Annotated in this window: 20 protein-coding genes and 1 pseudogene; 9 read left to right on the top strand and 12 right to left on the bottom strand. The window is 69.9% G+C overall.

Annotated features, from left to right (window positions below; translation table 11 throughout):
• Nucleotides 1-26 precede the first annotated feature (26 nt).
• Nucleotides 27-2,441, bottom strand: a complete 2,415-nt coding sequence (locus G4Z16_RS04050) for a GcvT family protein (protein ID WP_197349216.1) — start codon at nt 2,439-2,441, stop codon at nt 27-29.
• Nucleotides 2,442-2,788: 347 nt separating this feature from the next.
• Entirely contained in the window at nt 2,789-3,604 is an 816-nt protein-coding gene (locus G4Z16_RS04045; RefSeq protein ID WP_197349215.1) for a GntR family transcriptional regulator, read from the bottom strand.
• Nucleotides 3,605-4,158: 554 nt separating this feature from the next.
• On the opposite strand from G4Z16_RS04045, the gene G4Z16_RS04040 reads away from it, so the two are divergent.
• Both G4Z16_RS04040 and G4Z16_RS04035 read left to right on the top strand, forming a co-directional pair.
• The gene (locus G4Z16_RS04040; protein WP_197349214.1) at nt 4,159-5,619 is read left to right on the top strand and encodes an amino acid permease; all 1,461 of its coding nucleotides are present in this window, start codon (nt 4,159-4,161) and stop codon (nt 5,617-5,619) included.
• A 193-nt stretch (nt 5,620-5,812) separates the two neighbouring features.
• Entirely contained in the window at nt 5,813-6,574 is a 762-nt protein-coding gene (locus G4Z16_RS04035; RefSeq protein ID WP_197349213.1) for a dienelactone hydrolase family protein, read from the top strand.
• 123 nt (nt 6,575-6,697) lie between these two features.
• On the opposite strand, the pseudogene infC reads toward G4Z16_RS04035, so the two are convergent.
• Nucleotides 6,698-6,877: pseudogene (infC, locus tag G4Z16_RS32295) on the bottom strand (translation initiation factor IF-3); the annotation flags it as partial.
• A gap of 275 nt (nt 6,878-7,152) precedes the next feature.
• Entirely contained in the window at nt 7,153-7,578 is a 426-nt protein-coding gene (locus G4Z16_RS04025; protein ID WP_197349211.1) for a nuclear transport factor 2 family protein, read from the bottom strand.
• Between the two features lie 96 nt (nt 7,579-7,674).
• Here G4Z16_RS04025 and G4Z16_RS04020 point away from each other — a divergent pair, with 96 nt between their 5' ends.
• Together G4Z16_RS04020 and G4Z16_RS04015 are read left to right on the top strand one after the other, a co-directional pair.
• The gene (locus tag G4Z16_RS04020) at nt 7,675-8,292 is read left to right on the top strand and encodes a PadR family transcriptional regulator (protein ID WP_197349210.1); all 618 of its coding nucleotides are present in this window, start codon (nt 7,675-7,677) and stop codon (nt 8,290-8,292) included.
• 111 nt (nt 8,293-8,403) lie between these two features.
• Nucleotides 8,404-8,796 (top strand): DoxX family protein, encoded by a 393-nt coding sequence (locus G4Z16_RS04015; RefSeq protein ID WP_246530669.1) that lies wholly within the window; start codon nt 8,404-8,406, stop codon nt 8,794-8,796.
• Between the two features lie 91 nt (nt 8,797-8,887).
• Here the strand turns inward: G4Z16_RS04015 and G4Z16_RS04010 are convergent, their stop codons facing one another.
• The 5 genes from G4Z16_RS04010 to G4Z16_RS03990 form a co-directional block, all read right to left on the bottom strand.
• Entirely contained in the window at nt 8,888-9,940 is a 1,053-nt protein-coding gene (locus G4Z16_RS04010; protein ID WP_246531206.1) for a CU044_5270 family protein, read from the bottom strand.
• A 1-nt stretch (nt 9,941) separates the two neighbouring features.
• Complete coding sequence (locus G4Z16_RS04005) at nt 9,942-10,553, bottom strand: RNA polymerase sigma factor (RefSeq protein ID WP_246530668.1); 612 nt, start codon at nt 10,551-10,553, stop codon at nt 9,942-9,944.
• Nucleotides 10,554-10,741: 188 nt separating this feature from the next.
• A complete protein-coding gene (locus G4Z16_RS04000) occupies nt 10,742-11,560 on the bottom strand; it encodes a hypothetical protein (protein ID WP_197349208.1) in 819 nt (272 codons plus the stop codon).
• A gap of 145 nt (nt 11,561-11,705) precedes the next feature.
• Nucleotides 11,706-12,563: a TauD/TfdA dioxygenase family protein gene (locus G4Z16_RS03995; RefSeq protein ID WP_197349207.1), complete on the bottom strand. Its 858-nt coding sequence runs from the start codon at nt 12,561-12,563 to the stop codon at nt 11,706-11,708.
• Nucleotides 12,564-12,565: 2 nt separating this feature from the next.
• Nucleotides 12,566-13,657, bottom strand: a complete 1,092-nt coding sequence (locus G4Z16_RS03990; protein WP_197349206.1) for an L-tyrosine/L-tryptophan isonitrile synthase family protein — start codon at nt 13,655-13,657, stop codon at nt 12,566-12,568.
• Between the two features lie 107 nt (nt 13,658-13,764).
• Here G4Z16_RS03990 and G4Z16_RS03985 point away from each other — a divergent pair, with 107 nt between their 5' ends.
• Nucleotides 13,765-14,739, top strand: coding sequence for a LysR family transcriptional regulator (locus tag G4Z16_RS03985; RefSeq protein WP_197349205.1), 975 nt, complete (start codon nt 13,765-13,767; stop codon nt 14,737-14,739).
• Here the strand turns inward: G4Z16_RS03985 and G4Z16_RS03980 are convergent.
• The gene (locus tag G4Z16_RS03980; protein ID WP_246530667.1) at nt 14,693-15,487 is read right to left on the bottom strand and encodes a DUF2238 domain-containing protein; all 795 of its coding nucleotides are present in this window, start codon (nt 15,485-15,487) and stop codon (nt 14,693-14,695) included. The genes G4Z16_RS03985 and G4Z16_RS03980 overlap by 47 nt on opposite strands.
• 378 nt (nt 15,488-15,865) lie before the next feature.
• On the opposite strand from G4Z16_RS03980, the gene G4Z16_RS03975 reads away from it, so the two are divergent.
• Nucleotides 15,866-17,344: an APC family permease gene (locus G4Z16_RS03975; RefSeq protein WP_197349204.1), complete on the top strand. Its 1,479-nt coding sequence runs from the start codon at nt 15,866-15,868 to the stop codon at nt 17,342-17,344.
• A 109-nt stretch (nt 17,345-17,453) separates the two neighbouring features.
• Here the strand turns inward: G4Z16_RS03975 and G4Z16_RS03970 are convergent, their stop codons facing one another.
• Nucleotides 17,454-18,020 (bottom strand): hypothetical protein, encoded by a 567-nt coding sequence (locus G4Z16_RS03970; RefSeq protein ID WP_246530666.1) that lies wholly within the window; start codon nt 18,018-18,020, stop codon nt 17,454-17,456.
• A gap of 177 nt (nt 18,021-18,197) precedes the next feature.
• Nucleotides 18,198-19,109 carry a TIGR03620 family F420-dependent LLM class oxidoreductase gene (locus tag G4Z16_RS03965; protein WP_197349203.1) on the bottom strand — a complete coding sequence of 304 codons (912 nt, stop codon included), beginning with the start codon at nt 19,107-19,109 and terminating at the stop codon, nt 18,198-18,200.
• A gap of 279 nt (nt 19,110-19,388) precedes the next feature.
• Here G4Z16_RS03965 and G4Z16_RS03960 point away from each other — a divergent pair, with 279 nt between their 5' ends.
• The 3 genes from G4Z16_RS03960 to G4Z16_RS03950 all read left to right on the top strand — a co-directional run bounded on the left by G4Z16_RS03960 (nt 19,389) and on the right by G4Z16_RS03950 (nt 23,037).
• Complete coding sequence (locus G4Z16_RS03960) at nt 19,389-20,177, top strand: DeoR/GlpR family DNA-binding transcription regulator (RefSeq protein WP_197349202.1); 789 nt, start codon at nt 19,389-19,391, stop codon at nt 20,175-20,177.
• Nucleotides 20,178-20,381: 204 nt separating this feature from the next.
• Nucleotides 20,382-21,401, top strand: coding sequence for an autoinducer 2 ABC transporter substrate-binding protein (locus G4Z16_RS03955; protein ID WP_197349201.1), 1,020 nt, complete (start codon nt 20,382-20,384; stop codon nt 21,399-21,401).
• An 82-nt stretch (nt 21,402-21,483) separates the two neighbouring features.
• A complete protein-coding gene (locus G4Z16_RS03950; RefSeq protein WP_197349200.1) occupies nt 21,484-23,037 on the top strand; it encodes a sugar ABC transporter ATP-binding protein in 1,554 nt (517 codons plus the stop codon).
• Nucleotides 23,038-23,039: the final 2 nt, after the last annotated feature.

Genomic DNA, 23,039 nt, shown 5'->3' with positions numbered 1-23,039 from the left:
CTCGTGTCCTCGTGCTGATCGGATTCTCAGGTACGGAAGTTCTTCCCGTCGGGGTCGTGGAGGGGTGCGTCGTGGCGCGTCGCGTCGAACCTGCGCCCCGCGACCTCCACTTGGAAGGCCGAGCCGTGAGCGGACTCCTCGGGCACATAGGCGCTGAAGATGGTTCTGCCCACCGTCCAGCCGTAGCCCGCACTCCTCACACCCGCGGCCAGATCCGTGCCGGCCCGCGTCACCAGTTCACCGCCGTGCATCACCACGTCCGCGTCGGTGGAGAACCAGCACAGCCTCTTCGCCGGGCGCTCGTCCCGCAGCTTGCGCAGCGCCGGCCCGGCCAGCAATCCCGGCTTGTCCGGACGGACCCCGGAGCCGAGCCCCGCCTGGTACGGGCTGTGGTCGCTGCCGATGTCGGCCGGCCAGAGCGGGATCTGCTTCTCCAGACGCAGCGAGTCGACCGCCCTCCAGCCCACGTCCCGGATCCCGGACTCCGCGCCGGCGGCCAGGAGTTGGTCGTACACGCCCCGCATGTACTCGGTGGGGATGTGGAATTGCCAGCCGGCCTCGCCGACGCACGTCACCCGCAGAGCCCGCACCGGTGCGAAACCCAGATCGGCCTCCCGGGCGGTCATGAACCCGAACGCGTGGTCGCCGAAGTCGCATCGGCTCAACTGCCGCACGACATCGCCCGCCCGCGGCCCGCACACCTCGAGCACGCCCCAGGCGGAGGTGACGTCCCGTACGGTCACCGAACCGTCGTCGGGCGCGTTCTGGAGCAGGAACGTAAGGTCGTGGCGTCCGGACGCGCTCCCCGTGACGAGGAGGAACAGCTCCTCCGCGAGGCGGGTGACCGTCACGTCCGCCTCGATGCCGCCCCGCACGTTGAGCAGTTGGGTGTGCACGACGCGACCCGGCGCGACGTCGAGGTCCGCGCCGGCGGTCCTCTGCATCAGGGCGAGTGCGCCGGGCCCCGAGATCTCGACCTTGGCGAGCGACGTCCGGTCGACCACTCCCACGCCCTCGCGCACCGCGCGGTGCTCCTCCCCGATGTGCGGCCAGGCGTTGCTGCGTCCGAATGTCGGCTCCTCGACCGGGTCCACACCGGGCGGCGCGAACCAATTCGCCCGCTCCCAGCCGTACTTGGTGCCGAAGACCGCGCCGCGCGAGAGCAGCACGTCGTGCAGGGGGCTGCGCCGCTGACCGCGCGGGGCCGCCAACTCGCTGTTGGGGTAGTGCAGTCGGTAGTAGTTCTCGTACGCGCCCACCACGCGCTGCTCCAGATAGGCGGGCACGTTGTGCGACGCTCCGAAGCGGCGGACGTCGAAGGGCCACAGATCCATGCCCGGATCGCCGTCGACGATCCAGTTCGCCATCGCGTCACCGGCACCGCCCGCCGCCGCGACGCCCGCTGAGAATCCGCAGCAGTGGAAGAGGTTGTCCAGGCCCTCGGTGACGCCCATCAAGGGTTCCGCGTCGGGCGAGAAGGGGATCGGCCCGTTGACCCACGTCTGAATCCCCAGGTCGCCGAACGCCGGCACTCTGGTGGTGGCGCCCTCCGCGAGCGGCGCGAAGCGGTCCATGTCCGGTGTGAACAGCTCGGGCCCCAGGTCCCGCGGGATGGTGCGCCACGGCACGCGGGTTCCGTCCTCCCAGCCACCGACGAGCAGGGCTCCGGTCTCCGGCTTGAGATAGATGCGGGCGTCGGGGTCGCGGAACGTCGGCAGGTCCGGTGGCACCTCGGGCGTCTTCTCCGTCACCACGTACTGGTGCTCCACCATTCCCGCGGCGACGTCCACTCCCGCGAGCCGCGCCGTCTCCGTGCCCCACATCCCGGTTGCGTTCACGACGACGTCGCACTCGACGCGGCCCTGCTCGGTGACCACAGCCGTCACCCTGCGGCCCCGGCGTTCGACGGCCTCCACGCGGCAGTTCTGGACGATGCGCACACCGGCGGCGCGGGCTCCCGTGGCGAAGGCCTGGGTCAGCTGGCTCGGGTCGACGTAGCCGTCGCCGGGCACCCACGTAGCCCCGTACAGGCCGTCGGTCTCCAGCAGCGGGAACAGTTCCTTCGCCTCCGAGGGCGAGGCCAGGTGGACGTCGAAGCCGAAGCTCTTGCCCGCGGTCGCCAGCCGCTTCAGCTCCTCCCACCGGTCCGCGCAGGCGGCGACGCGTACGGAGCCGACGCCGCGCCATCCGGTGGCACAACCCGTGGACTCCTCCAGGGTCCGGTACGTCTCCACGCTCTTGCGCATCAGCCGCGTGAGGTTGCTGGACCCTCTCAACTGGCCCACGAGTCCGGCGGCATGCCATGTGCTGCCGTGGGTGAGGTTCTTGCGCTCGACCAGCAGGACGTCGCTCCACCCGCGCCCCGCGAGGTGGTAAGCGATGCTGCAGCCGACGACGCCGCCACCGATGACGACCACTCGGCTCCGATCGGGCAGTGCCATGAACATCCCGTGGTGTAGATCGCGGAAGGCGGGCCGTTGGGGATCGAGATGGCGATGCTGGCTGCGGCGCCCGGCCGAGAGGCGGGCGCGGACCGATAGACGGCGGACGCTACCACCGGGCCCGGACTCATAAAAGGTCTAGACGCAATCCGCCTCGGGTCGTGAATGCGCGGAGGCCATCCGGATGGTGAAGCCCGGTCGTCGGGAGGGAAACCCGCTGGTCGCGGGCGAACGGCGGCCGATGAGCAGCGGGGGAGAGGAGCCGCCGACTTCCGTGAGCGCCCGTGGAGTCCGGCCCGCCCGGCCGTTCGGGACAGCAGCCCTGACAGAGGAGTCCGCCGCCACGGCTAGCTGTTGGAGGCGGTCCCCTTCGCGCCGTCGGCCTGGCCGATTCCCGTGCGGAAGGAGATGCGCACCCGGTCGGACCTGAACAGATCCCGCGCGTACTCCAGTGCCAGCCCGCTGCCGCTGTACGCGGTGCGTTCGATCAGCATCAGCGGCGTGGTGGCCTCCACGCGCAGCAGCCGGGCCTCCTCCTCGGTCGGGATCACCGGCTCCAGGCTCTCGGACGCCACCTGGGGCCTCTGCCCGTAGCGGCGCGAGATCAGCCGGTAGATCGACCCGGTCAGGCCCTGCTCCAGCAGGTCCGGGAACACTTCTGCGGGGAAGTACGCACGCTCCAGCGCAAGCGGCCGGCGATTGGCCGTCCGCACCCGCACGACTTCGTGCACCGCGGCACCGGGCGGGAGGGACAGCGCGTCGGAGGCTGCCCGGTCGGCTGCTATCGTCGCCGCGCTGACGAGCCGGGCGCCCGCCCGGACGTCGGCCCGTTGCATCTGCTCGGTGAACCCGGCCAGCCCCGTAAGATCGCACTCGATCCTTGCCTCGGAGACGAAGGTCCCGCCGACGCCGCGTCCCCTCTTCCGTACGACGGTCCCGGCCTTCTCCAGGCTCGCGAGCGCCTGCCGGAGAGTCATCCGGCTCACCCCGAGACTCGCGGCGAACCGCTCCTCGACGGGCAGCTTGTCGCCGGGTACGAGATCGCGCCGCTCGATGACGCCCATCAGCCACCGCTCGATACGGGTGTGCGCGGGAAGCGTGGACGGAGCAGTCAGATCAGGGGCGCTCCCCAGCCACCCGGGATCCGAAGACACACGCGCCATGCGGCGTAGTCTCGCACAGCGAGCCCGCTGGTCAGCCGGGCGGCGACAGTCCCGGACGGGACCACGGACGACGCCGGGGCCGGGCCCGCCTCCCCCGGGTTCCGGGCGACGGCTGCGGCGTCGGCCTTTTCTTCCACGGGTGCCGCGAGCACCGCCCGTGGAGCGGCTTTCCTCAAGTGATCCTCAAATTTCTGACGAGGACACCTGACGGACCCTCAAGCCGAGCTCAATCGCTTCCTCAATTCCAGCTCAAGTCAACGGGGGATTCCTTAATCAATCCTCAAATCGAGGTAACGATCCGGGTGTCAGGAGCGAGCCAATTGGGGCGGCACGCCGACTATGGGCGGTTCTCCCTGTGACGCCCGCCACACTTCGCCGCGGGAGCCGGTCCCATGGCCGTGATAAATCTTCACGATCTCCTGCACGGCGTCCCTCCTGCTGTGCAGGAGACCAGTGCTGGCAGATTGCCGGCCAGCACCTCCATTCATTCCCGGGAGAGCCGGATCCGGCCCGATTCGAATGCGCGGCCGGACGTGGAGAAAGGCACGGACGTAATGGTCTCGGTGGAAACCAGGCAGCCTGAAGACGCCGGAGGGGCTGCGAGCAGCGGTTCCGAAGAGGGATACGAGCGCGGTCTCGGTTCGCGTCAGGTTCAAATGATCGCGATCGGCGGCGCCATCGGTGTCGGCCTTTTCATGGGAGCCGGAGCGAATATCGCGAAGGCCGGCCCCAGCATCATTCTCATGTACGCCCTCGCGGGTGTGGTCGTCTTCCTCATCATGCGGGCACTCGGCGAACTCCTTCTCTACCGGCCGGTGTCCGGTAGTTTCGCGGAATACGCCCGCGAATTCCTCGGGCCGTTCTTCGGCTTCGCCACGGGCTGGACGTACTGGCTCCTCTGGGTCGTCACGGGCATGGCCGAACTGACGGCCGCCGCGATCTACATCCATTTCTGGTTCCCGGTGATTCCGCAGTGGGTCAGCGCACTGGTGTTCCTGGTGGTGCTCTTCGGAGTGAACCTCATCTCCGTCAAGATTTTCGGGGAGATCGAGTTCTGGTTCTCGATGATCAAGGTCACGGCCATCATCGGCATGATCGTGATCGGTCTCGGTGTGCTGACCCTGGGCTTCTCCGAGGTGGGCGACACCGCCTCGGCGGCAAACCTGTACGCGCACGACGGGTTCTTCCCCAACGGCATCGGCTCCAGCCTGATGACGCTCCAGGGCGTCATGTTCGCCTACCTCGCCGTGGAACTCGTCGGCGTCACCGCGGGTGAGTCGGAGAACCCGGAGAAGACCCTCCCCAAGGCCATCAACACGCTGCCCTGGCGGATCATCTTCTTCTACGTGGGTGCGCTGCTGATCATCCTGTCGGTCGTGAAGTGGACGCAGTACTCGGAGGGGGAGAGCCCGTTCGTCCGTGCCTTCTCCGAGATGGGCATTCCGCTGGCCGCCGGCATCGTCAACTTCGTCGTGCTGACGGCCGCCCTGTCCTCGTGCAACTCCGGCATGTACTCCACCGGGCGCATGCTGCGCGACCTGGCGGCGAACAGCCAGGCGCCGAAGATCTTCGCGCGGCTCAACTCCCGCAAGTCGCCCGCCGTCGGCATCACGGCATCCGTCGCGCTGATGGGGATCGGCGTCGTCATCAACTACCTGGTGCCGGAGAAGGCGTTCGGCTACGTCACGTCGGTGGCGACCGCCGCGGGCATCTGGACCTGGATGATGATCCTCTGCAGCCACATCCGCTACCGCCGGGCGCTGAAGGCGGGCCAGTTGCGCGAGTCCTCGTTCCCCGCTCCGGGCGGTGCCGTGGCCAGCACGGTCGCGCTGCTGTTCCTCCTCATGGTCACCGGCCTCATCGCCTACGACCCGGAGGCCCGCATCTCCCTCTACGTGGGTGCCATCTGGGCCGTGCTGCTCGCAGGTGGATGGGTCAGGCTGCGCAGCATCGAGAAGTCCGCTGCCGCACACGGCCGGGAGGAGAAGGCGGAGCGCGTGCCCACCTCCCGGTAGGCCGCCGCACGCCCGCACCGACCGGCGCCCCATGGACCGTGAAGCATCGACGAGGGGGCTTCACGGCTCATGGGGCGCCCGCGTGCCCAAGCCGGAGGCGGTGAGGACGCTGAGCCGGAGGCGGTGAGGACGCTGAGCCGGAGGCGGTGATAGGACGGGCGGGCACCTGTTCGCGGCGGAAGGATCACAGACGATGGAAATCACGTCCCTCGACCTCGACATCCCTGCCCCGGACGGCACGGCGGACGCGTTCGCCGCATTCCCCGCCGAGGGCGGCAGGCACCCCGGCGTCCTGCTGTACATGGACGTGATCGGCCTGCGGCCCGTCATACGGGGGCTCGCGATGAAGCTCGCCTCGCACGGCTACTACGTGCTCGCTCCCAACGTCTTCTACCGCCACGGCCGGGCACCGCTGTTCCCGCTGCCCGACATGCGGGAGCCCGAGGCGCGCGACGCCTTCATCGCGAAGGTCAGGCCCGTCATGGCGGACCACACCCCCGACAAGTCCGTCCCCGACTCCGGCGCCTACCTCGACTTCCTCACGCAGCAGGAGCAGGTGAGCCCCGGCGCGGTGGGCGTCACCGGCTACTGCATGGGCGCGATGCTCGCCCTGCGCACCGCGTCCGCCCACCCCGGCACGGTCGCCGCGGCCGCGGGCTTCCACGGCGCCCGGCTCGCCACCGACGCGGCGGACAGCCCGCACCTGGACGTCGGCTCCGTCACCGCCGAACTCCACTTCGGCCACGCGGAGAACGACGACGCGATGCCTCCCAAGGACATCGCGCGGCTGGACGAGGCCCTGGACGCGGCGGGAGTCCGCTACACCTCCGAGGTCTATCCGGGGCCTCACGGCTTCACCATGTCCGACACCTCCGCGTACAGCCCCGTGGCGCTGGAGCGGCACTGGGAGCGTCTGCTGCCGCTGCTGCGCCGGAACCTCAAGGGGGGCACCTAGAAGGACGGGCGGTCGCGGGCCTGTCCCGCCGGCCGCCGTGCCGGTACATCGGGCCTCGGGGTTGTCCGTACGGGCTGTTCACCAGCCGAGGCCGCGTGGTCTGCGAGGGCGGGGCGGACGGGCTCTGAATTCCTCGTAGTTCATGATCTTGCACACCGGCGGGCGAGCCGTCGCGGCCACCTCGACCAGGTCCAGGCCGTATTCGTGTGTGATCTCCAGGGCCCTCGCGAGTGGGACGATGCCCATCTGCTCGCCTCTGGGCCCGACGACGCGCACCTCAGTGGCGTCTATCCGTTCGTTGATGCGGAGTTCGGGGCTGACGGGTCCTCCTCTGTCGGCGCACGCGCCGGCTCCGGCGGCGAGCCGCGCGGGTCCGTGCGACCACCGGGCGCCGTACGGGGAGTGACCCGTAGCGACGGCCGCGGAGCCCGACTCGGGGCGCCGCAACGGTGGTTCCGCCGGGCGGCAGGCTATCCGCGGGCCCCTCGCCCGCTCATCCCGTTTTCGCCGCGCCGCCCCCGGCCTCACGGCGCGATGGGGCCGAAGGCGGCGCAATGCCGGTACGAAGTCGCCTGCTCTCAGCCGGACTTGGGCACGAGACCGTCGGCGACCAGTCCCGCGAACACCGCCTCACCCAGCGCCTGCACGGCGGACTGCGGCCGGACCATGACGGTGAACTCCTTGATGCGGCCCGCCTCGTCGAACTGGAGCATGTCGATGCCGTGGATCTGCTTGCCCTGCACCGTGGCGCGGAAGACGAGGACCGCTGCCGGGGCATCGGTGCCGTCGGTGCTGGTCTGCGCCGCGCCGTCGAACTCCCCTGTGTAGTGGAAGTCCTCGAAGGTGCGCAGCAGGACGTCGAAGAGCCCCAGCACCATGGGCCTGCCTTCGAAGGGCGTGAACTTCACCGGGCTGTAGAAGCGGATGTCCTCCGTGAACAGCTCTTCCAGCGCGGCCCGGTCGCGTGTCTCGACGGCGGCGCGGAAGCGTGTCGCGGTCTCCATGGCTCTCCTCCCCAACTCCCATATTCAAGGATATGACTAATCAGTTTCTTGAGTATGATGCATCGGAGGGACGACGAGCGGGAAGGGGGCGCATCGATGGCCTTGAGGCACGCGGTGCTGGCGGCCCTGCTGGACGGGGAGTACAGCGGATACCAGTTGGCGAAGGCGTTCGACGTCGGCGTCGCCAACTTCTGGCACGCCCTGCCCCAGCAGCTCTACGCCGAGCTGGCCAAGCTGGAGAAGGAGGGGCTGGTCACCGGAAGGCAGGTGGTCCAGGAGACCCGGCCCAACAAGCGTCTCTTCAGGGTCTCCGAGGCCGGACTGGCAGAGCTGGAGGAGTTCGTACAGGCCGCGTCGAAGCCGTCGTTCATCCGCGACGACCTGCTCGTGAAGGTCCAGGCCGTCGACCGCGTCGGCGCGGGGCCCGTCATCGAACAGCTCGAAGAGCGCGCGTCAGCCGCCGAAGCCAGGATCGGGCTCTTCGGCGAGCTGCTGCGGCGGATGCGCGACGGTGCGGACGAGGAGGAGTTCCTGCGCCGCGGCGGACGGATCGGCCCGTATCTGACCTGCATGCGCGGCCTGGCCTTCGAAGAGGGACACCGGGACTGGTGCCGGCGCACGGCGGCCGTGCTGCGGGAGAGGCAGAGGGACGGTACGGAGGGCTCCGGGAAGACCGGCGCCGCGAGGACCGCCAACTGGAAACGCGGCACCTGACCCCTCCGAGGCCCCGGGCGTCGCCGTCACGTCGCCCGACGCGGATGTCACATCCGGGTCCGCCGTCCCGTCGTGATGTGTGACCCCTCGTTCCCGACCCGGAGCCTCCCCATGAATGCCGCCCTGTGGACCGTGCAGATCCTGCTTGCAGTCCTCTTCCTCGTTTCGGGGACGCTCAAGGTCAGCATGAGAAAGGACCGGCTGATCGCCACGGGACAGACCGGCGTGGCACCCTTCCCGCCCGCCGTGATCAAGGCGACAGCCGTCTGCGAACTGCTCGCCGTGGCCGGTCTGATTCTGCCCCGACCGACCGGTGTGGCCCCTCAGTTGACGCCGCTGGCCGCGGCCGGCCTGGCGATCGTGATGGTCGGGGCCCTGATGAGCCACAGCTCACTGCTCAGGGCCGACCGTGCCGCCGGACGCGGCTCGCGCGAAGCCGTGAACGTCGCCGCCAACGTCGTCATCCTGGCGCTCTGCGTGCTCGTCGCCGTCGGCCGCTTCTGAGACATCCGGGAGGCCCGCGTCCATCGGGATGCGGACCTCCCGGGTGTCCGCCGGCCGCACCCCCGTAGCGGCCACCGGGTCGCCCTCGACGTCACGGCCGCTGCTTGACCTTGTCGACTACGGCGGCTTCGGCAAGGCGGATGAACTGGTCGTAGCTCTTCTTGCCGTCCAACGTGGCGCGGATGTCCCTGTCTTCGAGGTATGCGTGGCTGTCCTCGTCGAAGAGGAGCATCTGGTTCCTGGTGAACTTGTGGTCGTACGAGACACCGACCGTGGGTCGTCCCCTGCTGTCCTCCACGCCCGCCTTCGCCTTCATCCCCGGGACCTTGGCCAGGGCCTCGAAAGCGGCGGGCCGCAGGCCCTTGGGTGAGATCGGCCGAGTGGCCAGCCCTTTCAGGGAGAACTGGACCATGTACCAGTCGCGCTTCTTGATCTCCTTCAGCGAATCGGGCTTGCCCGACGTGCCGAGCCCCTTCGCCAGGTAACGGATCAGTTCGACGGGGTCCGTGGGAATCTTCTTCTGCGCCTCCCAGCCCGGGGGCGGGAACGTGGACTCGTTCTTTCCCAGTGGCTCGTCCCAGGTGCCGTCGCCGCCGATCTCGTTCACCCACCCGCGCTTGGAGCGGTCCACCGACTCCCAGTTCTCGGCCTCCCTGACGTCGGTCCTGCCGGTCTTGCGGTTGGTCTCCTTGACGATGTTCCTGATGTAGATGAACTGGTCGTCGCGGGGGACGTCGGTCTTCGCGTCCTTCTCCTCCTCGCGCACCCGGTCCGCGGCATCGTTGAGCACCTTCTTCGCGCTGACCCGCGTGGTGGAGCTTTCCGAGACTGACGGTCCCGAACGTCCTTGCCGGTCACCGAGGTTGCCGGCGATGACGACCGTGGCCGTGACCGCGACCGCTGCGGTGGCGGCCACCACGGCGCTCAGCACCGGCCGGCGGACCAGGAGGCCGCGGGAGCCCTGCCCTCTGTCGCCCGTGATCTTGATGTCATTCATGAATCCCCCTGTCTGCGGCCGGTCCGAGGCGTCCCGGAGAGCCGGCCTCTCTTCGTTGATCGCGGCCTGAAGCCGCTCCCGGCCGGTGGTCAGCCGTTCCGGGTCGGGGTGGGAGACCTCAGCCCGCATGCGCCGAAGTTCTGTCATTTCATCCACGTGTGAACTCCTCGCGTGCCGCAGTGGGGTCGGCCCCACCGAGCGCCTTCCGGACCTTCTTGCGAGCCCGGTTCAGTCGGGAGCGCACTGTCCCGACGGGAATCGCGAGTGCTTGCGCCACCTCTTCGTAGGTCAGCGACTCCCACGCGACCAGCAGCAGCACGTCCCGGTCGCCCTTGGACAGACGGGCCAGCGCCGCGCCGAGCTGACGGGTCACCGCGGCCGCGGCCACCCGGCTGTCGGCGCGGTCGTCATGCCCCTCCACCACGGGATCGACCGCGGTCCTCGCCAGTACCCGGTACTGCATGACCTCCGAACGGCGGTGTCCGGCGATCAAGTTGCTCGCTATCCCGTACAGCCACGGGCGCGCGGAGCCCCGCGACGGGTCGAAGCGGTTCCGGCGGCGGAACGCGACCAGGAAGGTCTCCGCCACCACGTCGTCCGCCGCGGAGTGGCCCAGGCGTCGTGCGGCGTACCGGTGAATGTCCGGCGCATGCCGGTCGTACAGTTCGGCGAACCTCTGCGGATCGGTCTGTGACGCCTGCACCAGAACCGAGTCCTCCGAAGGGTCCGGCCGGCGCTCCACTCGGGAGGGCGCTGTCACATCGGGCTCCGTTCGTCGCCTGGCCGGGCGAGAACAGAGCCCGGTCACTCCCTACTCCGCACGAACCCCCGATCGGGTTCACGGTTCCTTCCAGAGACGTTCAGCCGCGGACTCGGGGCCGTTCGGCGTGTGCGGCCCGCAGCGGCCCGCAGCGGCGCGAGCAGGACGCGGGCACCCTCCCGGCATTCTCAGGGCCGCCTGCTGACGCGCAGCGTCCACCTCCGCCGGGTACTGCCGGTGGCCTCCCCGGCGTGCCGTTCCTCGACGGTCACGGTCAACCGGTCGCCGGAGAGGGCCAGTTCGCCCCGGAAGCGCCACGTCTCGCCGGGCGGCACCGGCAGCAGCTCCGCAAGGATCGAGTCGTCGAGATCGCGACCGACGGCACGCAGCACGCCCGCGTCGAGCACCACGAGGGTTCCGTCCGCGAGCACGACGGGCGGTGGCACTTGACCGCCGGACAGGCGCGTGCCGCGCTCGATCCCGCCGTCCTTCAGCAGCCGGACCACACGGGAGGATGTCGGTGTCCTCCGGTCGCACTCGACGACGCGGATGGTGCCGTCCGGATCGGGGACGTAGTGCCCGTAGCTGCGCCAGGTCCCCGACTGCGAACCGTCCCGCTCATGCAGCCAGGTGTCGAAGACGTCGTATCCCTCCAGGCCCAGCACGAAGCGGCCGCCGCCGAGAGAAGCGGCCCTCTCGCCGCGCAGCTCGGCCACGAGCCGTCCGTCGTCCGGATCGAGCAGCAGTGCGGGGCCGAGATGCCCCCAGGCGTGGTAGTCGAAGGAGTCCGAGAGCACCAGCAGCCGGTCACCGGAGATGTGGCCGGAACGGGGCCGACTCCCGTATCCGCGGCGCCACTTGGGGTTCCCATCGCAGCCAAGGCGGGCGACATGCTCCCCGTCGGCCACGATCCGGTCCCCGCCGAGGACAGCAAGCAGGTCCGCCGACTCCCGCACAGGGCGGCCCACTTGCTCCTGGTGGAGCAGCTCGGTCTCCCAACGGCCCACGGGCTCCCCCTGTTTCGTCCGTGCACTCCCGTGCCATCGGCACGCGCGGAGAGCTTCCAGCACAACGGGCACGGACGCAACGCCGGCGTGGGGGACCCTGCAGGGGTGGGGGTGCAGGTGCCGTCGTTGCGTCCGTGAGCCGTGGTCAGCTGCCGGGTGGCCGGCCGCCCGCACGCAGCGCCGGATTCTCCAGCGGCGGGTCACCGAGCACGTGCACGCGGCGCAGATGGCGGGGGGCACGGCTGGTGAACGCCTCCCGGCCGTGGAGCAGCGTGTAGTTGTCGGCGACGACGAGGTCGCCCGTGCGCCACTGGTGCGTGTACGCGTAACCGGGGGCGCGCAGGGCCTTGCTCAGACCGCGGTGGAATTCCTCGAGCCGCGCGGCGGGCACTCCGGTGAACTCCAGGACCGGGTGGTTGATGAACTCGTCGTCGGGAGCGACCGGTTCGTTGTAGCGGATCACCGGCTCCCCGGTGACGGGGTGTTCGCCGACCACGGGCGAGACGGCTGTGCTCTCGTAGAACTCCATCTTGCGGCGGTAGATCCCGGTGACCTGTTCCCACAGCGCGCGTGCGCCCGGCTCCGCGTCCCGGAGCACGGCCGAGGTCTGTGAGAAGACCGTCCCGCCGCCCTGGTCGTGGCCCGGTGCGTCGACGCAGTGGAAGAGCTGGAACTCGGGCACCTGGGGGCGGTACATGCCGTCCCAGTGCAGCGGTACGTGCCGGTGGTCGAAGATGTGGTCCTCGGGGTTCTCGTGCTCCACCAGTTCGAGCACCGCACCGAACGGCCACATGCTGATCTCACCCCAGCGCGCGCAGTACGCCGCCAGTTCCTCGCCGTCCGCGAAGGGTGTGAAGCCGCGCAGCAGCAGAAGGTGGTGGCTGCGGACCAGTTCGCGCAGTTCCTCCACGGGAAGCGCTTCCAGCCGCTCGCCCGGCGAGGCGGCCTCGACGACGGCTCCGAAGCCGGCGAGGGGCGGACGGGCAGGGGTGCTGATGGTCAAGGTCACCACTCCTTCGATTCGGTGGGTACGGCGCATGCGGTGGACGCGCTCGGTGCGGTGGCGGCGCCCGTACGTGCCGCGGGGTGCCGGAGGAGGTCCTCGTGCGCGGAGCGGGCCGGCCCCCGCAGGACGAAGTGGCTCGGGCGGCCCCCGCGTTCGACGACGTCGCAGTCGAGGGCTTCGGCCTCCGACCGCTTCATCAGCACCAGCCGTCCGCCGAGGTCGACGGCGACCCCGTGCCACGGGGTGAGCCAGGTGCCGGTCGACTCGCCCAGCCGGATGCCCAGCTTGAGCGCGGAACAGGGCTGGGGATGGATGGAGAGCCGGACGGAGCCGGGGAAACGCTGAGCGAGGAACTCGCCCCAGGCCTTGCTGCGCTGGATGACGACGTAGGCACGCGCCCGTGCGTCCCTCTGCAGTGCGGCCCTGCTTCCCTTGTATTCAGGTGTGTTGCCGTCCTCGAAGAGGAAGCGGGTGATGGCTCTGTAGAGCGGCAGCTCCTCGCCGCGCCGCACGCCGTCGCGCAGTCGGTCCAGAGGAACGGCGTGGCGTTCGGTGAGCACCTTGCGCATCGTGTCGTGCGGAAGTCCCGCGAATTCGGGGACCTGGTCGAGCGTGAAGAGCGAGACCCCGACGTGGGGGAGCGCGGCGATCATCGTCCGCAACTCCCGGTGGTAGGCGGTGATGTCGTCGTCCGGTATGCCGACGGCGTCGCTGAAGACACGGCCGTCGGAACAGATCACGATCTCCGCGCCGGGCGGATGGATCTCCCGGATCGAGGCGGTGAGGGAGTCGAGGTACTCCAGGGCCCGTTCCTCGGCCATGTCGGGCAGGGTCCCCAGTACCTTGGCGCGGTTCGGTGACTTGCCGGGGAAGGCGGGCAGTACGAGACGTACAGGCTGCCCGGCGAGCACGAACGCCTCGATCACGCGGGCCTGGGTGGCCCGGCAGTCGGCGCAGGGTAACTCCCGGCAGTCCCCGGGTTGTTGGTGCCGGTTACGGTCCGGTCTTCGCTGGTGGCCCAGCAGCAGTCCGGCTATCTCGTTCGCCCGCTCCCTGGCGCCGGATGTGGGCAGGGCATGCGAAGTGAGCATGCGACGGCTCCTCGCGGATGTGGTGGGGGGTGGCTGGTGCGCCGTGAACTCACGATGCCCGCCGACGCCCGCTCCCTGCCCATCCCACCTGGACATAGCATCGTGTGATGGACCTCGAAGTGCGCCACCTCCGAGTGATCCGGGCCGTGGCGGACGCGGGGAGCCTGACCAGGGCGGCTGCCGTGCTCGGACTCTCCCAGCCGTCCCTGACCGCGCAGCTGCAGCGCATCGAACGCATGCTGGGCGGCCCGCTGTTCGTACGGCATCGGGGCGGTGCCAGCCCGACGGCTCTGGGGGAACTGGTCGTCGCGAAGGCCCGCGAGCTTCTGCCGCAACTGGACTCCGTGCAGCAGGAGGTCCTGTCCCATCTCGGCTTCTCGGACGGCCGGTTGTCCCTGCGCTACGTCGCCAATCCGGGGCCGCTGATGGTGCGGCTGCTGGGCCCTCTGCGGTCCCTCTTCCCCGGCGCGGAGGCGAAGTTGCGCACCGAGCCCGACGTCGCGACCGTTCTCGACCTCGTCGCCGCGCGGCAGCAGGACCTGGGCGCGCTCGTCGAGTACGAGGGAAGCGCGCGGCCACCGCGCCGTGAGGTGGAGCAGCGTGTGGTGGCGATCGAGCCGGCGTTCGTGCTCCTCCCCGAGGAGCATCCGATGGCGGGACGGCCGATGCTCGGGCTGGGCGAACTGGCTGAGGACGTATGGGTGTTGCCACCCAGCCAGGGGAGCGGTCTGCACGACGCCTTCGCCGCGGCATGCACCGGTGCCGGCTTCACCGCCGTCGTCCAGCACGAGGCGGAGGCGGCCGCGGCACGCGAACTCATCGTGGCCGGGGCGGCGATCGGCCTCGGTCAGGCCACCTTCCGCAGCACTCCGGGCATCGTGCCGCGCCCGCTGAAGGGGACACCGCTACGGCTGCGGCACTCCCTGGTATGGCACCGGGAGAGCGCCCTGGCCGCTCACGGGGCGGCGCTCGTCGAACACGCCGAGAAGGCCTACGCCGACGCCATCGGCAACAACCCGCAGTACCCGGCCTGGCTCACCGACCACGGCCAGCAGGGCCCGGCCCACCGGGAGCCCCGCTGAGCGACGGGGGACATTCCGGACCGGCAGCGGCGAACTGCCTCTGGAGGCCGGCGAGTTGCCGGTCGTGCACCCTGCTGAGGAGAAGCAGCGCCGACGTCGCGCCGACGAGGGCGAGGAACATGTCCCACTGGGTGTCCCACACGTCGCCCTGTGTGGCGAGGAAGTCGTCCGCTGCCGAACCCCCGATCAGCGCAGCCCACCACTCGATCATCTCGAAGAAGGCGCTGAAGGCCACACAGCCGCACACGACCATCGGTGCCAGCCAGCGGCTGCCGCTCAGCGGCGAGCGCCGGACCATGATCTCCCTCACGAGCACCGCGGGAACGAACCCCTGCGCGAAGTGGCCCACCCTGTCGTAGGGATTGCGGGCCAGCCCGAACCAGTCCCGCAGCCACTCGCCCACGGGAGTCCGCGCATACGTGTACTGGCCGCCGTGAACCAGGATCAGGGCGTGCAGGGCGAGCAGACAGCACAGCAGCCCCGTCAGCGGGAAGCGGCGCCACACCAGCACGGCGAGCGGCAGCCCGAGGATGATCCAGAACGTCTCCATCAGCCAGGTGGCACGGTCGTACGGATCGATGCCCGACACGATCAGCGCTGCCGCCACCACGATCACCAGCACGGCGGGCAGGGAGAAGCGGCCGCGTGAGCCCGCGGACGGGCCGGCTGAGCCGGATTCCACGGCCGAATCGGACGAAGTGGACGATCCGGGCGGGTTGGACGAGGCGGACGAGGTCATCAGAGTCATCCCGGAGTGTGCTGCTGTCGGTTGCCGCGTGACGGCGGCGGCAGAGAACCTGCTGGGCCCTCACACCAGGGCACTCTTCCGAAGACGCCGAGCCGCGTACATGAGTACTCGTACTCAACTCGGCGCCTCCCGGCCCGCGATCCCGCTTCGGGCCGGGATCCACGTGGGCACCTCCTGTGTCCCGGCACCGGGCGGCCCCTGCCGGGTTCACGGGCGGAGGCGACGCATGACAGGGTTGGCGGTCGGCCGACAGCACTGTCCTGCTCAACAGCACGACGGACCCCCACATCCCATCGACAGGCGGCGTCCCCGGCCGGCGACCGCGGTCACAACGCGCCAGCCCGGATCACCCGGGGCCCCGACAGAGCGAGTCGCACCATGAACATCCTGCGCAAGATGCCCGTCGAGAACGTCCTCGAACGAAGCCGGCAGAACACGCTGAAACGCCGCCTGTCCGCGATATCCCTCGCGGGCTTCGGCGTCGGAGTCATCATCGGCACCGGCATCTTCACGCTGGTCGGCGTCGAGGCGAAGCAGCACGCGGGGCCCGCGGTCGTCGTGTCCTTCGTGGTCGCGGGCGTCGTCGCCGCTCTGGCGGCCCTGTGCTACGCCGAGCTCGCCTCCGCCGTCCCGACCGCGGGCAGTGCCTACACCTACGCTTTCGCCACTCTGGGAGAGCTGTTCGCCTGGATCATCGGCTGGGATCTGCTGCTCGAATTCGCGCTCGGCGCCGCCGTCGTCTCGCGCAGCTGGTCCGGCTACGTCGCCAATCTGCTGCACCTGCCGCCGGAGTGGTTCGGCGAGCAGGCCACGGTCAACATAGGCGCGGTGCTGATCATCGCGGTCCTCACCGTCGTAGCGGTCGCGGGCATCCGCGAGTCCTCGAGGCTCACCAACGCACTCGTCGTGATCAAGGTGTCCGTGTGCGTGCTGATCGTCGTCGCCGGCCTCTTCTTCGCGCGGGGAGCCAACCTCGACCCGTTCGTCCCGCCGGCGCAGCCCGCCGAGGCCACCGCGAGCGTCGTCGACCAGCCGCTGATCCAGGCCCTGGCGGGGCTGGAGCAGTCCGCCTTCGGATTCGGAGGCGTCCTCACGGCCGCGGCGGTCGTCTTCTTCGCCTACACCGGGTTCGAGGCGCTCGCCAATCTCGGCGAGGAGACCAAGGAGCCCAAGCGGGACCTGCCCCGGGGCCTTCTCGGCAGCCTCGCGATCTGCACGGTGCTCTACGTCGCCGTGGCGCTGGTGCTCACCGCCGTCGTCGACTACCGGAAGATCGACGAGGGCGCGCCGATCGCGGCGGCGTTCCAGTCGGCGGGAGCGCCCTGGGTCGGGGCGCTCGTGGGACTGGGCGCCATCACCGGTCTGACGTCGGTGATGATGGTCGAGCTCGTCACCCTCGGGCGGATCGGCTTCGCGATGAGCCGCGACGGCCTGCTGCCGCGCAGGCTCTCCGAGGTGCATCCGCGGTGGCGCACACCGCACCGGATGACCATCGCGATCGCCGTACTGATCATGCTGCTGGCCGGGTTCGTCCCGATCGCCGAACTCGCGGACATGGTCAGCATCGGCGCCCTGTCCGGATTCCTCATCGTCGCCCTGGCGGTGCCGGTGCTGCGGCGCCGCAACCCCGAGCTGGAGCGGCCGTTCCGCGTGCCGCTGTCGCCCGTGCTGCCGGTGATCACCGCTGCCGCATGCCTGTATCTGATGGCCAACCTCGACGTCTTCACGTGGCTGCGGTTCGGGGTGTGGCTGGCGCTGGGGCTGCTGATCTACCTCTTCTACGGACGCCGGCACTCCGTCCTGGCCATGCGGACCGAGGCGAAGGGCGACGTGAAGGGCGGGGCGTCAGGCGACTGAGTGACGGGCGGGGGCGAGGGGCGCCGACGAGGCGCGGGCCATACGAGGCGTTGGCCCTACGGGGCGCCGGCACTGCGAGTCGGGCGCGGCCGGTGCCGCGCCGGTACGGTCAGCGCCCCTCGGCCAGCTTCCTCAGGGTCAGCAGCTGCCGGCGCATCATCAGCAGGTCACCCCACGCCAGGAAGCGCCGGCGCAGCCGGCCGAGCACGCCTTCGCCTTCGTCGCCACCCACGACCAGTTTCGCCAGCAGCCTGGTCGTGCCCGGTCGTTCCTCGCTCACCGCGTAGGTGACGGCGAAGGTCCCGAAGAGCCGCCGTCCTCTGGGGTCGTCCAGCAGCAGCGTCATGTGCCGGTCCTCGGCGAAGGAGACGAGCTGGAAGATGGTCATCACCCGCTGCCCCGCCTCCAGGTCCGCGGCGCCGGGTGTGAGGTGCCGCGGGCTCCGGCGCCCGGAGTTGTCCAGCAGGTCGTAGCTGTAGGGAGCGACCTTGAGCTGGCAGAGCCAGCGGAAGACGGTGGCGCGGTCGGCGGCGACCGTGACGGCGCGGAACCACTCTTCCTCCGGCTCGGCGAGGAGGGCGTCGCACGGGTAGGCCCTGCGAACCTCCTCCTCGCGCGCTCCCCACACCCGCGGGACCCGCCTGGTCACCCTCACATTCGGTCTGTCGCTGCTCACATGGCAAGCGTCGACGGGACGGCCTCCCCAGGTCAACCGGCCCAGGCCGGCGCCTCCTCGGGGTGCCCGCCACAGGCCGGCGGGCGCCCGAGAAGGGCCGTCTCCGGCAAGGACATCGACGAGAGCCCCATCCCGCGCGGCGCCACCATCGGCGGCGCCGCCCGTCGACGTCCGGCCTCAGCCCGGCAGCAGTGCTTCCGCGAGCGTGCGCCACTGGGGGAGCGGCAGCGCGTTGAACGTGTCCTCGGTGACCACCTGAAGAGCCACGTGATCGGCGCCCGCGTCGAAGAACGTCCCGACACGGGTCCGTACGGCCTCCGCATCACCGAAGGCGTAGACCGCGTCCAGCAAACGGTCGCTGCCCCCGTCCGCCAGGTCGTCCTCGCCGAAGCCCATGCGCAGCCAGCTGTTGCGGTAGTTGGCCAGGGCCAGGTAGCGCTGCAGGTAGTCGCGGGCCCTCGCGCGGGCCCGATCCCGGTCGGCGTCGAGGACGACCTTGAGCTCGGGGGCGAGCAGCGCGTCCGTGCCGAGCACCTCACGGGCCCGGGCGGTGTGCTCCGCCGTCACCAGATACGGCAGAGCCCCCAGGGCTCGGTCCCGCGAGAGTTCCAGCATCTTCGGGCCCAGGGCCGCCAGGGCACGCTCGCCTGCCGGTACGGGCTGCGATGCGGCGTCCAGCCCGTCGAGATACGTGCGCATCGCGCTGTACGGGCGCCGGCGCAGCTCGTCCCGTGTGGCGTCATCCTTCGCGGCCTCGGCATGGCTGACGCCCATTCCGAGCACGAAGCGGCCGCCGTGCGCCATGTTGAGCCGGGCGTGCTGGGTCGCGGCTTCCTCCGCCGTGTGCTGCCAGATGTTCATGATGCTGGTGCCGACGGTGACCGTCGATGTGGCGGCCAGCAGGGGCTCGGCCTGCTCCGGAGCCGGACTGCCGCCGATCCAGAGGGCGCCGAAGCCCAACTCCTCGAGTTCCGCTGCCGTTTCCTCGATTTCCGTGCGGCGTGAGGGGCTTGTCGAGCCCAGTGCCGTGTTCCACACGCCGATCCGGCCGAACCGCTGGGTGTGCCCGGGGTGTTCGTTCGTCGTCATGCCGGGACAGCGGCGAGGGTCGCCGGCGGTATTCCTCACGGGCACCCGATCGGGGCACACCTTTCTTGAAATTCACAGGTCGGACGGGATGTGAGGCCGGTTCTCCACGGCTCCGTCACATCTTTCGTAAGCATCCCGTCACCACGCGCTTTCGAAAGAAAGCGTTTCGGGTGCGGCTTCTGTTTCATTCATTGACTTTCCGACTTTGTGATTTCTAGTCTCACGCAGCGATTCGAAAGACCGCCGGGTGCTTTCGCCTCGTGCGAGGAGCAGTGAGACATGCCGGGTATCGCAGAGCACGAGCGCCAGCAGGAGGTGCTGCGGCTGCTCGAGGGGACGGGACGGGTGAGCGTCCCGGAACTGGCCGAGCGCCTGGGCGTCTCCGTGGTGACGGTGCGCAAGGACCTCGACGCTCTGGAGCGGCGCAGGATCCTGCGCAGGGTCCGCGGTGGCGCGGTGGCCGTCCGGGGCGCCGACGAGGGTGCCTTCGAGATGCGGGTGCGCTACCGGGTGCCGGAGAAGCAGGCGATCGCACGGGCCGCGGCAGAACTGGTCAACGACGGCGACGCAATCGTCCTGGACTGCAGCACGACCTGCTACCACCTGGCCCGCGAGATCCGTGACCGCGGCGGCCTGATCGTCGTCACCAACGGGCTGCGCGCGGCGGAGGTGCTCAGCGAGTCCGACGCCACGGTGGTGATGCCGGGCGGCACGCTCCGCAGGTCCTCGTGGTCGCTGGTCGGCGACATCGGCGAGGCGTTCAGCGGCCGGGGCCGGGTCGCCCGGGGGTTCTTCGGAGTGCGCTCCCTCTCGCCCGAACTCGGGTTGATGGAGCTGTCCGCCGAGGAGACCGAGGCCAAGCGCATGCTCGTGTCGCTCTGCCACGAGGTGTACGGCCTCTTCGACTCCAGCAAGGTCGGCAGGTTCGCCCTGCACCCCTTCGTCGGCTCCGAGCACGTCACGGGACTGATCACCGACGCGGACGCCTCCGATGAACTCGTCGGCCGGTGGCGCGAGGTGGGAGTGCCGGTGCGCCGTGCCGCCGTATCGGCGGAAGGCGCGACATGACGACCAGGAGACGGGCCCCTGCGGTTGACCCCCGAGCGGACGGCGGGAGCGTCGACCTCGGCGGATCAGGCAGTCAGGCGGCCGGACGCACGAGGTGCGCCGCTACCGGCAGCGGGTCGCGGCCGATTCGGAAAAGGCGGGAATCACGGACTGAACGATCAGCCCGGACCTTCGGGCCGGGCGCCCCAGAGAAGGAGAGGCAGGATGCGTATTTCGCGAGGTGTCGCCGCGGGTGTCGTGGTGGCCTTGTCGGCGTCGATGACGCTGGCAGGGTGCAGCAAGAAGAACAACGGGTCCGGGGAGTCGGGCGGTGACAAGCCGAAGGTCGCGTTCGTGCCCAAGGTCCAGGGCATTCCGTACTTCGAGGCCATGAACAAGGGCGGCAAGAAGGCGGCGAAGGACCTGGGCGCCCAGTGGATCTACAAGGGGCCCACCACGGCCGATCCGGGTGCGCAGACCGACATCGTCAAGTCGCTTCTCCAGCAGCGCGTCGACGTGCTCGCCGTGGCGCCCAACGACCCCGACTCCATGCCGCCGATCCTGCGCGACGCCAAGGACCAGGGCGTCCACCCGATGACGTCCGACACCGACGCCCCCAACTCCGACCGCGAGGTCTTCGTCAACCAGGCCACCCCGGAAGGCATCAGCACGGCGCTGACCGACACGCTGATGAAGGAGATGGACGGCAAGGGCAAGTACGCGATCGTCTCCTGCGGGCAGACGGCGGAGAACCTCAACTCCTGGATCAAGGAGCAGAAGAAGTACACGAAGAAGAAGTACCCGAAGGCGGAGATCGTCGACATCGTGTACGCGGGCGAGGACGAGGCCAAGGCCGTGTCCATGGCCAAGGACCTGATGAACGCCCACCCGGACCTGAAGGGCCTCGTCGGCGAGTGCACCACCTCGGCGCCCGGTGTGGCCAAGGCCGTGCGTGAGGCCGGCAAGACCGGAAAGGTCGCCACCACCGGCGTCGGCACCCCGAAGTCGATGAAGCCCTACCTGGAGGACGGATCGTCCGCGGGCTCGGTCCTGTGGGACGTCGAGGAGCTGGGCTATCTGACGGTGTGGGCCGGCAAGCAGCTCAGCGAGGGCAAGTCGTTCAAGAAGACGAACAAGGTCAACGACAAGCTCCCGGCCGTGAAGTACTTCCCGGACCGCAAGGAACTGCTCCTCGGTGAGCCGCTGCGCATCACCAAGGACAACGTGGACGACTACGACTACTGACGCCGTCACGAGCCGCGCTCCGCGAACCGGCCGCCGGGCCGCACGCCCGCGGCCGGTTCACGGGGCGGGGCCGAGGAGTGAGATGACCGAGTCCGAGACGCTTCTGGTCTCCCGTGGGATACGCAAGCGCTACAGCGGTGTACAGGCCCTGCGCGGCGTGGACTTCGATGTGCGCGCGGGCGAGGTGCATGCCCTGGTCGGCGAGAACGGCGCCGGCAAGTCCACGCTCATCAAGATCATTTCAGGTGCGGAGGCCCCGGACGAGGGAACGGTCGGAGTCGGCGGCACGACGCTGTCGGCCGGTGACACGAACTCGGCACTCGCCGCCGGGATCGCGACCGTCTACCAGGAACCGCAGCTGTTCGGCGAGTTGACGGTCGCGGAGAACATCTTCCTCGGCCGGGAGCTGAGACGAGGTGTCCTCATCGACTGGGGCGGACAGCGCCGGCGCGTCTCCGGACTGCTCGAACGCCTCGGCCTCGATCCGGCGCTCGCGGACGAACGCGCCGCGGACCTGCCCGTGGCCGAGCAGCAACTGGTGTCCATAGCCAAGGCGTTCGCACACGAGGTGCGCGTCCTCATCCTCGACGAGCCGTCGGCGATCCTCACCGACCAGGAGGTGCAGACACTCTTCCGCGTCATCGACTCGGTGAAGGCGGAGGGTGTCGGCGTGATCTACATCAGCCACCGCCTCGACGAACTCGTCGTGGTCGCCGACCGCGTGACCGTGCTCCGCGACGGTGAGGTCGTCGCCACCCGGCCCGCGCGGGAGCTGACCGTCCGGCAGACAGCCGAGCTGATGGTCGGGCACGCCCTGGACTCCCGGCAGATCACCAGGGACGCCCCTGCCTCCGATCCCGTGCTCGAAGTGCGCGGACTGGGCAGCGGCGGTGCCTTCCGCGACGTGGACATGGTGATCGACCGCGGTGAGGTCGTCGGCCTGTACGGGCTGGTCGGCTCCGGCGTGAACGAGGTGGCACGGGCCCTCTACGGGATCGATCCGGCGGACACCGGCACGGTCGTCGTCGGCGGCGAGCGGCGGCGGTTGCGCAGCACCCAGGACGCCGTGCGCGCGGGTGTCGCGATGCTGCCGGCGAACCGCAAGGTCCAGGGCGTCTTCGCGTCCAAGTCGATCGGCTTCAACATCTCGATAGGGCACCTGCCGATGCTGAGCAAGCTCGGCGTGGCGATGGACCGCCGCCGTGAGAGGACCGTCGCGACGGAATTCCTCCAGCGCATCGCGATCAAGGCCCCCGGGGTGCAGACGCTGGTGGGAACGCTCTCCGGCGGCAACCAGCAGAAGGTCGTCCTGGCACGGTCGCTCGTCGAACGGCCGGACATCCTCGTGCTGGAGGAGCCCACCCAGGGCGTGGACGTCGGGGCGAAGGACGAGATCCACGACATCGTGCTCTCCCTCGCCGACCGGGGCAGCGCGGTGCTCGTCGTCTCCTCCGACCTGGCCGAACTCCAGCGCCTGGCCGACCGGGTGCTGGTGATGCGGGAGGGAGAAGTGGCCGGTGAGTTCGCCCGCGGCGCCTCGCAGGCGGACCTGCTGTCCGCGGCGGCCGGCGGTGCCGAGGAGGAGTCGACGGAACTGGACGCCGCGAGGGCGGCCATCACCAAGGAGGTGCCCTGACG

This window comes from Streptomyces bathyalis, assembly GCF_015910445.1.
Classification (GTDB): domain Bacteria; phylum Actinomycetota; class Actinomycetes; order Streptomycetales; family Streptomycetaceae; genus Streptomyces; species Streptomyces bathyalis.
Note: the sequence above shows the minus strand (reverse complement) of the source record. Positions and strands in the feature narration are given on the sequence as shown.